The sequence below is a fragment of the Sphingopyxis sp. NFH-91 genome (assembly GCF_021401285.1).
GTDB classification, from domain to species: Bacteria; Pseudomonadota; Alphaproteobacteria; order Sphingomonadales; family Sphingomonadaceae; genus Sphingopyxis; species Sphingopyxis terrae_A.
Genome location: NZ_JACBGA010000007.1, coordinates 115,170 through 127,201 on the forward strand (window position 1 = coordinate 115,170; position 12,032 = coordinate 127,201).

Consider the following 12,032-nt stretch of genomic DNA (forward strand, 5'->3'; position numbering starts at 1 on the left):
TTTTGGACATGTTGACGCAGGCGGCGGCCACTGCCGGGCCCGGTGGGTTCGGCGAAATCTGGTCGCACATCGTCGCCGATTTTTCGAACATCACTGAACCCGCCGCGCTCGCTGCCTTCGTGCAGGTGCTGATGATCGACATCGTGCTGGCCGGCGACAATGCCATCGTCGTCGGCGCGCTCGCCGCAGGACTGCCCGCCGATCAGCGCAAGAAGGTGATCCTGATCGGCGTTCTGGCGGCGCTCGTCCTGCGCATTGCCTTTGCCCTTGTCGTCACGCAGTTGATGCAGATCGTCGGTCTGATCTTCGTCGGCGGTCTGCTGCTGATCTGGGTCGCCTGGAAGATGTGGCGCGAACTGCGCGAAGGCGCGCATTCGGCCGGATCACCCGAGATTGAGGGCGACGAACATTCGGGGTTGAAGCCTGCCAAAAGCTTTGCCGCCGCCGCCTGGGCGGTCGCGATCGCCGACGTCAGCATGAGTCTCGACAATGTGCTTGCGGTTGCCGGCGCGGCGCGCGAGCATCCGGGCATCCTGATCGTCGGGCTGATCTTCGCGGTCGCACTGATGGGTATCGCGGCGAATATCATCGCCAAATATATCGAGCGCTATCGCTGGATCGCCTATGTCGGCCTTGCCGTCATCCTCTATGTCGCGGTCAAGATGATCCACGAAGGCTGGATCGACCCCGCGGTCGGGCTGGGAACATTGTTCGGCTGAACAAAAGCCGGTCTCGTGAGAGGCCGGCTTTTCTTTTAGCGGCGGAATCCCCATTTGGCGGATATGGCAAAGCTCCATCTCACCCGTGTTGCTGTGGGTTGTCCCGACTATCCGTCGCTGGATGCGCGGATTGCCGCACGCGCAGAGCAGGGCGAAGTGCGGTTCACGACGCGGTTCAAGCCGAAACGTGCCGACGAACTGCTCGGCGGCAGATTGCATTTCATCATTCGTCACATGATCGTCGGGCGCGTCGAAATCCTGGCTTTTGACGATCGGGATGATGGGCGGGTCGATATTGTGTGTGCGGCCAGGCTCGAACCCGTTCATCCGCAGCCCAAGCGTGCGCACCAGGGCTGGCGTTATCTGAGCGAGGCCGATGCGCCCAAGACTGCGGATGGCGCGAGCGGAATCGGCGATCTGCCGCCCGAGCTCTATCGCGAATTGGCGGCGATCAGCCTGATCTAGCGCTCACCGGGCGTGCCTTCGATGGCGGCGCGAAAGCTGTCGGCACGCGCCATGGCCCAATAGCGCGCGCTGGCGACCGATCCCGGATCGTCGAGCAAAATGGAGCGCGGGTAGAAGCTGTAGATGCGGTCGATCGAATCCGAGCGTGCCGAATTCAGCCGCTCGTGGAGATGGTGCGGCCTTATCTGCCATGGATCGTCGAGCCCCATTGCGCAGCTGATATCCCATAGCGCCGACACGGTGGACGCCTGGAACCGGCGGACCCGTTCGGCCTTGTCCTCGACGACCAGACCGCGTTGGCGTCCGGCATCCTGCGTTGCCACGCCCGTCGGACATTCGTCGGTGTGGCATTTGAGCGACTGGACGCAGCCGAGACTGAACATGAAAGCGCGCGCCGCGTTGGACCAGTCGGCGCCGAGGGCGCAATTGACCGCGAGCCCGGCGCCCGAATGCACCTTGCCCGAGGCGGCTAGACGGATTTCTTCCTTGAGCCCGCAGCCGACAAGCGCGTTGCGGACGAAGATCAAGCCTTCGCGAAGCGGCATGCCGACGCGGTTCGAAAATTCAACCGGAGCGGCGCCGGTGCCGCCTTCGGCGCCGTCGACGACGATATAGTCGAGGCGGATTCCCGTCTCGAGCATGGCCTTCATGACGGCATAGATTTCGTGCGGCTGGCCGACGCAGAGCTTGATCCCGACCGGCTTTCCGCCGGTGAGATCGCGTAGCTTCGCCGCCCATTCGACCATTTCTATCGGCGTCGAGAAAGCGGAATGCGCGGCCGGCGACACGCAATCCTTGCCTTCGGGAACTCCGCGCGTCGCAGCGATCTCGGCGCTCACCTTCGGGCCTGGCAAGACGCCGCCATGCCCCGGCTTCGCGCCTTGGCTGAGCTTGATTTCGATCATCTTGACCTGATCATGTTGCGCGGCATCGCGAAAGCGATCGGGGTCGAAACGACCTTCATCATCGCGGCAACCAAAATAGCCGCTGCCCAGCTCCCAGACGATGTCGCCGCCGTGGACACGGTGATAGGGGCTGAAGCCGCCTTCGCCGGTATCGTGGTAGAAATCGCCTGCCTTGGCGCCAAGATTGAGCGCCTCGATCGCCTTGGCGCCGAGCGACCCAAAGCTCATGGCCGAAATATTGAGGAGCGCCGCATCATAAGGCCGTGCGCATTGTGCGGTTCCGACGCGGACCCGCCGCGTCCGGTCATGCGCTTCGGCGGGCGCAATGCTGTGGCTCATCCATTCATATTCGTCCGAATAGACGTCGAGTTCGGTTCCGAAGGGATGGCTGTCGAGCTGCCCCTTGGCGCGGGCATAGACCAGATCGCGTTCGTTGCGCGCGAAGGGACGGCCGTCGAGCGGGCTTTCGACGACATAAGCGTAAAGAAAGGGCCGCAATGCCTCGAACAGCCAGCGGATGCGCGCGATCAGCGGATAGTTGCGGCGCAGCGAATGATGCGACTGCATGACGTCGTAAAGCGCCACGAGCAGCAACGGCGTCCAGATCAGCAAGCTCCAGCGCGCGGGCGCCCACCATAGCGCCAGCGCAATCGCAGCGATCAGGCCGGGAATGACGATCCATCGGCGCATGACAGGGAAACGCGGTCAGCCCGCCTGCGCTGCAAGCATCGCCGCCATTTTCTCCCAAACCTTGTTGATCGCCTTGAGCGGGCGAACCATAACCTTGAAATCCTGTATCTTTCCGTCGTCGTTCCAGCGAATTATATCGACGCCGTTGATGTGGATTCCCTCAAGTTCGGTTGAAAATTCGAGGCAAGCCTGGTTGCCGTCGGCGATTTCACGCAGATAGCGAAAATTTTCACCGCCGAGCACATGGCTCGCGGCGTGCAGATAGGCGAACACCTTGTCGCGGCCTTCTTGCGGCGAGTGAACGACGGGAGAATGAAATACCGCGTCGTCGGCCAGCATCGCGCGCAATGCTTCCGGATCGCCGCCCGCCGCCATATAGGCGTGCCAGGCGGCAAGTCCGGGATGGACGCCGGACCCGGCGCTCATGCAAGAGCCTCGGCGAAGAAATCGCGCGTCCGGCTGTCGGCAAGCTGCGCGCCATCGTCGTTGCGGCGATTGCCCATCGTTGCTGCGAAGCCATGGTCGAGGCCGGGATAATCGTGGAGCGTAACTTTGGGATTGGGATCGAGCGCTTCGTGGATCTTTGCCTGCGCGGCATGATCGACGAAATGATCCTCGGTCGGAATGTGGAGCATCAGCGGCTTGGCAATCGCATGCGCCTCGTTCAGCATCGTGTCGATCATGACGCCATAATAGCCGACCGAAGCGTCGATATCGGTTCGCGTCGCCGCCATATAGGCCAGCCGTCCGCCAAGGCAGAAGCCGACGCAGCCGACCTTGGTCGCGCCCTGGCTGTGCAGCCAGCGGATCGCGGCCTCGATATCCTTGACGCCCAGGTCGGCATCATATTGCCCGAAATAGCCAAGCGCTTCCTGAAATTCGGCCTCGATATCGGGGCTGAGTTCGACACCGGGCGCGAACCGCCAGAAAATGTCGGGGGCGATCGCCAGATAACCGAGCGCCGCCCAGTCGTCGGCCTTTTTGCGGATGCCTTCGTTCACGCCGAAGATCTCCGGGATTACGATGATGGCGCGCGTAGTGTCGGCATCGGGCCGCGCGACATAGGCGGGAATCCGGCCTTCTCCGTCGAGTGCGGCGATTTCGCTGTTGGTTGGCGACATGAGGGGCTCTCCTGACTCTTGCTTATTGGCTGTGAAAGCGCGAAGCTAGCCGCCGACAGGGCGACGCTCAAGCGCGGAAAGGGCGGAAAACAATGAAGTTCAACATCGAGGTCGATTGCACGCCCGAAGAGGCGCGGCGCTTGTTCGGACTTCCCGACCTCGAGCCGCTGCACGACATCTACCTCAGCCGCGTCAAGGAACTGATGGCGAAGGGGATCACGCCCGACATGGTCCAGTCGATGGTCAAGAGCTGGGTCCCCATGGGCGAGAGTGGATTGAACCTGGTTCAGTCGCTGCTCGGTCAATTCGGTGGCGGGCTGATGGGGGGGGCGGCGAAGCCCGCGGCCAAGGATGACGAGGACAAGCCGGCGCGGGGAAGCAAGCGCTGATCAACACGCCGGCAAGCGAAACAATTTTTGCCCTGTCGAGTGGGATGCCGCCGGCCGCGATCGCGGTTGTGCGGGTCAGCGGTGTGCACGCCGCCGATGCCGTGCGGGCGTTAGCGGGGCGTCTGCCGCCGCCGCGGCATGCGTCGCTTGCCGATCTCAAGGATGCAACGGGAGCGCCGCTCGATCGGGCGCTCATGCTCTGGTTTCCGGGACCGAATACGGCGACGGGCGAAGATCTGGCCGAGTTTCATCTGCATGGCGGCCGCGCAGTCGTCGCAGCGGTCGAATCGGCGCTGACAGCGCTTCCTGGGCTGCGCCGCGCCGAGGCGGGCGAATTCACCCGGCGCGCTTTTCTGAATGACCGGATCGATCTCGCCGAGGCCGAGGGGCTTGCCGATTTGCTTGCCGCCGAAACCGAAAGCCAGCGGGTGCAGGCGCTCGGGCTAGCCAGCGGCCATGTGTCGCGCGCGGTGGCCGCGTGGCAGGAACGCTTGCTGGCGTTGATGGCGGCGGCCGAGGCAGAGCTGAACTTTGCCGACGAAGATGACGTCGATGTTTACGAAGGCGCTGCCGCACGGTTGGTTGCGGGAATGGCGGCGCTGGCGGCCGAGTTGGGCGAGTGGCTGGCGCAACCGGCGGCCGAAGTGATTGCAGACGGGCTCTCGGTGGTGATCGCCGGGCCGCCGAACGCCGGAAAGTCTACACTTATCAACGCATTGGCGCAGCGTGAGTTGGCAATCGTATCTCCCGTCGCTGGGACGACCCGCGACGTCATCGAAACCCCGCTGGCGCTCGATGGCATTGCGATGCGCTTTTCGGACACCGCGGGATTGCGCGGCGAAGGCGCCGATGTCGTCGAAGCGATCGGTATCAATCGCGCACGCGCTGCGGTGGAGGCCGCAGACATCGTCCTGTGGCTCGGCCCGCCGCGTGACGCCCCCGACCATCCCCGCTGTATCCTGATCGCGGCGCAAGCCGACCGGTGGCGCGGCGACGCCGCTGCCGAAGCCGATGCGGCGCGCTGCGACCTGATCCTGTCGGCGGCGACGGGCGAAGGCATGGAGGCGTTGCATGGCATGATCGTCGACATGGCGCGAACGCTGCTGCCCCGCGAAGGCGAAGCGGCGCTACGCCAGCGTCAACGCGCTGCACTCGCCGACGCGAAACAATGGCTTGGCATCGACGCGGGGTCGCGCGAGGCGGGCGACCTCATCCTTATTGCCGAGCGCCTGCGGCTTGCCGCAGGTGCGCTCGACCGGATCACCGGGCGTGCTGGCGTCGAGGATATGCTCGATGCGTTGTTCGGACGCTTCTGCATCGGCAAATGATGTTCCACGTGGAACAGTTCGTGCAGCCGGCGTGCGTGCGGGCGCCGTAGACCGACCCCGCCGAATCGGCTAAAGGCGCGGCAATCATGGACAGCAGCAAGATTTTCGACGTGATTGTCGTCGGCGGGGGACACGCCGGGACCGAAGCCGCGGGCGCCGCTGCACGGCTCGGCGCGCGCGTTGCGCTCGTCAGTTTCGACCCGGCGCTGATCGGGACAATGTCGTGCAACCCGGCGATCGGCGGTCTCGGCAAGGGCCATCTGATGCGCGAGGTGGACGCGCTCGATGGCTGGATGGCGCGCGCCGCCGATTCCGCCGCGATTCACTATCGGATGCTCAATGCGTCGAAGGGCGCTGCGGTGCAAGGCCCGCGTATCCAGGCCGACCGGAAACTCTATCGCGATGCGATCCAGGCGTTGCTTGCAGCGGAGGAGGCGATTTGCGTCGTGGCCGGCGAAGCCGCGGCGCTGGTGCTTCGCGAAGGCGGTGCCCGCGTCGAAGGCATTGAACTGGGCGATGGGACGCGGCTCGTCGCGCCGGCTGTGGTGCTCGCGACGGGCACCTTCCTCGGCGGACGCCTGTTTCGGGGCGAGGAGCGCATGGTGGGCGGGCGGGTCGGCGAAGCCGGCGCACATCGGCTCGCCGAGCAATTGCGTGCCGCGGCTTTGCCGATGGCGCGGCTCAAGACCGGAACCCCGCCGCGGCTCGACGGGCGCACGATTGATTGGGCGCGGCTCGAGGAGCAACCCTCGGACAGCGCTGAAGGCGCGCGTTGGACCTGTTCCACGTGGAACAGCGAGCGGACAGTGTCGCAGATTTTCTGCGCGATTACGCGCACCAATGCCGAATCGCACCGCATCATCGCCGACAATCTCCACCGCTCGCCGCTGTTCACCGGTGCGATCGGGGCGGCTGGGCCGCGTTACTGTCCGTCGATCGAGGACAAGATCCACCGCTTCGCCGACCGCGAGGGGCATCAGGTGTTTCTCGAACCCGAGGGGCTCGATTCGCCGCTCGTCTATCCGAACGGCATTTCGACCTCGCTACCTGCCGACGTCCAGCTCGCGATGCTGCGCACGATGGAGGGTCTGGAACGCGTCGAGATGACGGTGCCCGGCTATGCGGTCGAATATGACCATATCGATCCGCGGGCGCTCGATCGCAGTCTGCAGGTGCGTGCAATTGCCGGTCTGTGGTGCGCGGGCCAGATGAACGGCACCACCGGATATGAGGAAGCGGCGGCACAGGGTCTGGTTGCGGGTGCGAATGCCGCGCTTGCGGCGCAGGGCCGCGAGCCGCTCATCCTCGATCGGTCCGAATCCTATATCGGTGTGATGGTCGACGATCTGGTTTTGCAGGGTGTCACCGAGCCCTATCGCATGCTCACCGCGCGCGCCGAATATCGTCTCCGGCTGCGGGCCGACAACGCCGCGACGCGGTTGACGCCGAAGGGAATCGCGTTGGGGCTGGTGCGACCCGCGACGGCGGTGCAGTTCGAAGCGCGCATGGCGGAACGCGCGAGAGCAACGGAGCTGTTGTCAGCGCCGGTAACGAGCTCCAATTATGCCGCTATCGGCCTGGGATTGCCGGGCGACGGGGCGCCGCGGACGCGAATTGACCTGTTGCGCTATTCGGGTGTCGCGATCAGCGACCTTGCGGTGCTCGCGCCGGAGCTTGCCGACATCGACCCGACCCTACTCGCCGAACTGGCTGAGGACGCCCACTATGCGCCCTATATTGCGCGGCAAGAGGCTGAACTGCGTGCGCTCGCGGCGAATGAAGCCATCCTGCTTGACCCCGCGCTCGACTATGCTGCTATCGGCGGCTTGTCGCGCGAAATGGTCGAGCGGCTTACCAAAGCGCGGCCGGAAACGCTGGGCCAGGCGGGTCGCATCGACGGCGTGACCCCCGCTGCACTGACTGCGATCATGGTGCATAGTCGGCGACGGGCGGCGTGAGGTGGGCGTGGCCGACAATTCTCCCAGGGTTGATCGGTCAGGTGACGGATGCTTCTCGGCGCTTCCCCCAGCTGGCTGGCAATGAAGCAGGTCCGTGTGAAGGGCCTCGCGCCCCCGCCGCGGGACTCGAATGCCGCTCGCAAGGCACCAGGGCGGGGTGAGGTCGAGGGCCATTGATCGATAGGACAATTTACGCATGACGGTTGAATTGCTGACAAGCGAAGCGGAAGCACGCAGTTGGATCGGGGCGGCCTTCGCGCCAACCGAACAACAATGGGCGCAGCTCGATCGCTTTGCCGCGATGCTGGTGGAGGAGAACGCCCAGCAGAATCTGATTGCTGCATCGACAATCCCGACCTTGTGGGTGCGGCATATCGCCGACAGCGCGCAGTTGCTGGCGCTCGACGATGAGGGCGAAGGGCTCTGGATCGATCTCGGCAGCGGACCAGGGTTGCCCGGGCTGGTCGTCGCAATCCTGTCGTCACGGCCGATGCTGCTTGTCGAATCGCGGCGGCGGCGCTGCGATTTTTTGCGTGCGGTCACGGGCGAACTTAATCTTGCACATGTCGAGGTTGTGGAAGCGCCGCTAGAACGCATCGCGACGCGCCCTGTGGCTACGATCAGCGCGCGGGCCTTTGCGCCGCTCGACAAGCTAATCAACTTATCCACGCGTTTTTCGACCGAATCGACGCGGTGGCTGCTGCCAAAGGGGCGAAACGCAGTTAAGGAACTGGCATCTCTGCCGGAGCCATGGCAGAGAATGTTTCACGTGGAACAGAGCCGGACGGACGCCGACAGCCAGATATTGGTTGGCATGGGGACGATCGGTGGAAAGCAGCGAGGAAAGCGATGATTCGTATCGCCGTGGCGAACCAGAAGGGCGGGGTCGGCAAGACGACGACCGCGATCAATCTGGCGACCGCGCTTGCGGCGACGGGCTGGCGCACGCTGATCATCGACCTCGACCCGCAGGGCAACGCTTCGACGGGGCTTGGAATTGCGCAGTCGCAGCGCGAATTTTCGAGTTATGAATTGCTGCGCGGCGATGCGCAGCTGGCCGATTGTGCCGTCCCGACGGCAGTGCCGCGGCTTGATATTGTCCCGGCGACGGTCGATCTGTCGGGCGCCGAGATCGAACTGATCGAATTTTCCGATCGGCTCCATCGCCTTGAGCAGGCGTTGACGAGTGCCGAAGCGGGGCAGTGGGATATCTGCCTGATCGATTGTCCGCCGTCGCTCGGCATGCTGACGCTCAACGCGCTGATTGCCGCCGAATCGCTGATCGTGCCGTTGCAGTGCGAATTTTTTGCGCTCGAGGGTTTGAGCCAGCTGCTCACTACGGTCGAGCGCGTGCGCGGTCGCTTCAACCAGAAATTGTCGATTCTCGGCGTCGCGCTGACGATGTTCGATCGCCGCAACCGGCTGACAGACCAGGTTTCGGACGATGTCCGCGAAGTGCTGGGGCCGGTGGTCTTTCAGACCGTCATTCCGCGCAACGTGCGACTGTCGGAAGCGCCGAGCCACGGTCTTCCGGCGCTGATCTATGACCATCGCTGCGCTGGATCGGCCGCGTATATCGCGCTCGCGCGCGAATTGATCGACCGCCTGCCCAATGTTCGCAAGGCTGCATAAATGGCTGATAATAAAGACGAAACTGGACCATCTGCGCCGCGCAAACGCCCGTCGGGACTCGGCCGCGGGCTGAACGCGCTGTTCGGCGACGTGGCGGCTGAAGCTCCGGTACTCGCGAGTCCCGGTGCCGCCCGCCCGGCGACGACGGCACCTGCTGGCGATTCGGTGCAGCATATCGCGGTGGGCGCGATTCGCCCGCTTCCCGGCCAGCCGCGCCGCCACTTCGATGAAAATGCGATTGCCGAGCTTGCCGATTCTATCGGGACGCGCGGCCTGTTGCAGCCGATCATCGTCCGACGCGCGCCGGGAGGCGAGGGGTACCAGTTGGTCGCCGGCGAACGCCGCTGGCGCGCAGCGCAGCGCGCGGGGCTGCACCAGATTCCGGCGCTGGTGCGCGAACTCGACGACGCTGCGACCTATGAGATTGCGCTGGTCGAGAATATCCAGCGCCAGGATCTGAACGCGATCGAAGAGGCGAGCGCCTATCGCAAGCTGATCGAGGATTTCGGTCACAACCAGGAAGCGCTGGCAAAGCTGGTCGGCAAGTCGCGCAGCCATGTTGCGAATCTTATGCGCCTGCTCGACCTTCCTCTCGAAGTGCAGGATCTGGTCGGTGACGGATCGCTGTCGATGGGTCATGCGCGCGCGCTGATCGGGGCCGACGGCGCCGAGGCGATCGCGCGCAGGGTCGTCCAGGAAGGCTTGTCGGTGCGTATGGTCGAGGCGCTGGTGCGCGAGGCGAAGGGAGGCGGCCGCAAGGCGCCCGCCGAAAGCCCGACCGTGGCTGGCGGCGGGCGCGATCCCGACATCGTCGCGGTCGAACGGCATCTGTCTGAGCTGCTCGGAATTGGCGTTGCGATTCACTATGCGGGCGGCGGCAAGGGCGCGTTGACCCTGAAATTCGCGTCGCTCGACCAGCTCGACATGATCTGCCAGCGGCTGTCGGGCGAATCGATCTGATCGGCGCGCGCCGGGCCATGGCGATTCGCCGCTGATATTTTTCTGTCCGATGCGCTTAATCTGTCCCGCTGCGGGCCGTTAAAGGGGTGACGGCAATCCCCACGATTGGCCGAAAACTGGCTTAATGCCTTGTTTTTGCTCGCTTGCATCCTGCAAGGCGGGCCAATTCTATATGCGCTGTTAACCATGCTTGTTGGGCAAAAGCTGAACCGGTCGCCCGCTAAAGGGGTCGGCGAATGGGGTGGGATTTCCATTCGATTATCGACTGTTCAAGGGACCAACTTATGCGCACCATTGGAATGAAGCGCGCCCTCATCGGCGCCGCAATTGCTGCTCTCGCCATGAACGCCCCGGCGGCGCATGCGGCGACGGCCACGGGTACGGCGAAGGCGAAGATCCTTCGCCAGATCACGCTCTCCAACACCAGCGATCTGCAGTTCGCGACCGTCATCAGCGGCGCGACCGCCTCGACGGTCGCGGTGTCGACCGCGGGCGGCGTGACCTGCGGCACGGGACTGACCTGCACCGGCACCACGACGGCGGCCAATTTCGACATCACCGGCACCAATGGTGCGGTTGTCGTGGTCGGTGGCGACGCGAATGTCACGCTCAACGGATCGCTTGGCGGCACGATGAACTCGACGCTCAGCTATTCGGCGACGAACGTTACGCTCGGTGCGACCGGCGGCAGCTTTCAGGTCGGCGGCACGCTCAGCGTTGGCGCCAACCAGACGGCTGGCGATTACAGCGGCACGTTCAACGTCACTGCCAACTACCAGTAAACCCTGATTATCAGGTGGGGGGATCGGCGCGCCTGTGGGCGTGCCGGCCATCGAAAGGGGTCGCCGGATACCAGCTCCGGCGGCCCTTTTTCGTATGCGCGGCGCAGGGCGATGCGTGCGTGCCCAGCTATGGTTAGCGAAATATCAACCATGATGGCGCAACAGGGAGGCGACCAACCTGGGGGCGGCGACCGCGGTCCCCGAACGATTGTGGGGATCGTATCTATGTTTCGCTTTTTCAAGGGCTTTTGCCTGCTCGCGGCGGCTGCGTGCAGCAGCACTGCGCCGTCCGCGCACGCCGCGGGCGATCTGCTCGTGGCACCGACGCGCGTGATTCTCGACGGTTCGCGCGGCACCGAGGTGGTGCTCAACAATATCGGGGCCGAACCCGCAACCTACCGCGTTAGCCTGGAGATCAAGCGGATGACCGCCGAGGGCGGGCTCGACGAGATTGACGAGGCGAACGCGAACGCTGCCGAACGCGCCGCGCTCGACATGATCGCCTTCAGCCCGCGCCGCGTGACGCTGCCGCCGAACCAGCCGCAGGTGATCCGCATCGGCGTGCGTATCCCCGAAGGCCTCGCGCCGGGTGAATATCGCGCGCATATGCTTTTCCGCGCGGTTCCCGATGCGGCACCGGCCGTCGCCGATCCTGCCAAGCCGACGGGCGACGGTGTGTCGATCGCGCTCACCCCCATCTATGGCATCACTATCCCGATCATCGTGCGCGTCGGCGAACTCGCCGCGACCGCAAAGATCGGGGAGGCTTGGGTTGGGGATACGCGCGACGGACCCGCCTTCAATTTCCACCTCACGCGCACCGGCAACCGGTCGGTCTATGGCGATATCGCGGTGACGCGGCCGGGTGTGGCTGAGCCGCTGCTGCTGGCGCGCGGCATCGCCGTTTATCCAGAGGTCGGCGATCGCACCGTTTCGCTGCGCGTGCCGGCCGAGGTCGCGGCGAAGCTGAAGGGGCCGGTGCAGATCCGCTATTCGGAGGATCGCGAAGTCGGCGGTGCGACGATCGATCAGGCCGACCGGGTGGTGAAATAGCCGGACGGCGCGCGGAACCGGACGGAGGCG

13 protein-coding genes are annotated in these 12,032 nt (G+C 64.6%); 10 read left to right on the forward strand and 3 right to left on the reverse strand.

Annotated elements, in window-relative coordinates:
• The first annotated feature begins 8 nt into the window (after positions 1-8).
• Positions 9-719 carry a TerC family protein gene (locus L0963_RS15565; protein WP_062901404.1) on the forward strand — a complete coding sequence of 237 codons (711 nt, stop codon included), beginning with the start codon at positions 9-11 and terminating at the stop codon, positions 717-719.
• A 63-nt stretch (positions 720-782) separates the two neighbouring features.
• Positions 783-1,184: a DUF1489 family protein gene (locus tag L0963_RS15570; RefSeq protein WP_234180459.1), complete on the forward strand. Its 402-nt coding sequence runs from the start codon at positions 783-785 to the stop codon at positions 1,182-1,184.
• Here L0963_RS15570 and L0963_RS15575 read toward each other — a convergent pair.
• From L0963_RS15575 to L0963_RS15585, 3 genes are read right to left on the reverse strand one after another with little or no spacing between them, the layout of a single operon-like run.
• On the reverse strand, positions 1,181-2,779 hold the full coding sequence (locus L0963_RS15575; protein ID WP_062901406.1) for an FMN-binding glutamate synthase family protein: 1,599 nt from the start codon (positions 2,777-2,779) through the stop codon (positions 1,181-1,183). The two genes, L0963_RS15570 and L0963_RS15575, sit on opposite strands and share 4 nt — an antisense overlap.
• Before the next feature lie 15 nt (positions 2,780-2,794).
• Positions 2,795-3,205, reverse strand: coding sequence for a nuclear transport factor 2 family protein (locus L0963_RS15580; protein ID WP_062901407.1), 411 nt, complete (start codon positions 3,203-3,205; stop codon positions 2,795-2,797).
• Entirely contained in the window at positions 3,202-3,900 is a 699-nt protein-coding gene (locus tag L0963_RS15585) for a dienelactone hydrolase family protein (protein ID WP_186401464.1), read from the reverse strand. Before L0963_RS15585 ends, L0963_RS15580 begins: the two co-directional genes overlap by 4 nt.
• Positions 3,901-3,992: 92 nt before the next feature.
• On the opposite strand from L0963_RS15585, the gene L0963_RS15590 reads away from it, so the two are divergent.
• The 8 genes from L0963_RS15590 (at position 3,993) to L0963_RS15625 (ending at position 12,002) form a co-directional block, all read left to right on the forward strand.
• The gene (locus tag L0963_RS15590) at positions 3,993-4,289 is read left to right on the forward strand and encodes a DUF6489 family protein (protein ID WP_062901409.1); all 297 of its coding nucleotides are present in this window, start codon (positions 3,993-3,995) and stop codon (positions 4,287-4,289) included.
• A 23-nt stretch (positions 4,290-4,312) separates the two neighbouring features.
• Positions 4,313-5,617, forward strand: coding sequence for a tRNA uridine-5-carboxymethylaminomethyl(34) synthesis GTPase MnmE (mnmE, locus tag L0963_RS15595; RefSeq protein WP_260833917.1), 1,305 nt, complete (start codon positions 4,313-4,315; stop codon positions 5,615-5,617).
• Positions 5,618-5,703: 86 nt separating this feature from the next.
• Positions 5,704-7,575, forward strand: coding sequence for a tRNA uridine-5-carboxymethylaminomethyl(34) synthesis enzyme MnmG (gene mnmG / locus L0963_RS15600; RefSeq protein WP_234180461.1), 1,872 nt, complete (start codon positions 5,704-5,706; stop codon positions 7,573-7,575).
• Positions 7,576-7,771: 196 nt separating this feature from the next.
• A complete protein-coding gene (rsmG, locus tag L0963_RS15605; RefSeq protein ID WP_234180463.1) occupies positions 7,772-8,428 on the forward strand; it encodes a 16S rRNA (guanine(527)-N(7))-methyltransferase RsmG in 657 nt (218 codons plus the stop codon).
• A complete protein-coding gene (locus L0963_RS15610) occupies positions 8,425-9,207 on the forward strand; it encodes a ParA family protein (protein WP_062901413.1) in 783 nt (260 codons plus the stop codon). The genes rsmG and L0963_RS15610 overlap by 4 nt, the downstream gene beginning before the upstream one ends.
• Positions 9,208-10,167, forward strand: a complete 960-nt coding sequence (locus L0963_RS15615) for a ParB/RepB/Spo0J family partition protein (protein WP_062901414.1) — start codon at positions 9,208-9,210, stop codon at positions 10,165-10,167. It begins immediately after the preceding gene.
• Between the two features lie 284 nt (positions 10,168-10,451).
• The gene (locus tag L0963_RS15620) at positions 10,452-10,949 is read left to right on the forward strand and encodes a DUF4402 domain-containing protein (protein WP_058810817.1); all 498 of its coding nucleotides are present in this window, start codon (positions 10,452-10,454) and stop codon (positions 10,947-10,949) included.
• Positions 10,950-11,174: 225 nt separating this feature from the next.
• Complete coding sequence (locus L0963_RS15625; protein WP_062901415.1) at positions 11,175-12,002, forward strand: fimbrial biogenesis chaperone; 828 nt, start codon at positions 11,175-11,177, stop codon at positions 12,000-12,002.
• Positions 12,003-12,032 lie beyond the last annotated feature (30 nt).

Bases quoted from the DNA above. Each gene is read 5' to 3' on its own strand.
- L0963_RS15565 (WP_062901404.1), top strand. From the start codon at position 9: ATGTTGACGCAGGCGGCGGCCACTGCCGGGCCCGGTGGGTTCGGCGAA.
- L0963_RS15570 (WP_234180459.1), top strand. From the start codon at position 783: ATGGCAAAGCTCCATCTCACCCGTGTTGCTGTGGGTTGTCCCGACTAT.
- L0963_RS15575 (WP_062901406.1), bottom strand. From the start codon at position 2,779: ATGCGCCGATGGATCGTCATTCCCGGCCTGATCGCTGCGATTGCGCTG.
- L0963_RS15580 (WP_062901407.1), bottom strand. From the start codon at position 3,205: ATGAGCGCCGGGTCCGGCGTCCATCCCGGACTTGCCGCCTGGCACGCC.
- L0963_RS15585 (WP_186401464.1), bottom strand. From the start codon at position 3,900: ATGTCGCCAACCAACAGCGAAATCGCCGCACTCGACGGAGAAGGCCGG.
- L0963_RS15590 (WP_062901409.1), top strand. From the start codon at position 3,993: ATGAAGTTCAACATCGAGGTCGATTGCACGCCCGAAGAGGCGCGGCGC.
- mnmG (WP_234180461.1), top strand. From the start codon at position 5,704: ATGGACAGCAGCAAGATTTTCGACGTGATTGTCGTCGGCGGGGGACAC.
- rsmG (WP_234180463.1), top strand. From the start codon at position 7,772: ATGACGGTTGAATTGCTGACAAGCGAAGCGGAAGCACGCAGTTGGATC.
- L0963_RS15610 (WP_062901413.1), top strand. From the start codon at position 8,425: ATGATTCGTATCGCCGTGGCGAACCAGAAGGGCGGGGTCGGCAAGACG.
- L0963_RS15615 (WP_062901414.1), top strand. From the start codon at position 9,208: ATGGCTGATAATAAAGACGAAACTGGACCATCTGCGCCGCGCAAACGC.
- L0963_RS15620 (WP_058810817.1), top strand. From the start codon at position 10,452: ATGCGCACCATTGGAATGAAGCGCGCCCTCATCGGCGCCGCAATTGCT.
- L0963_RS15625 (WP_062901415.1), top strand. From the start codon at position 11,175: ATGTTTCGCTTTTTCAAGGGCTTTTGCCTGCTCGCGGCGGCTGCGTGC.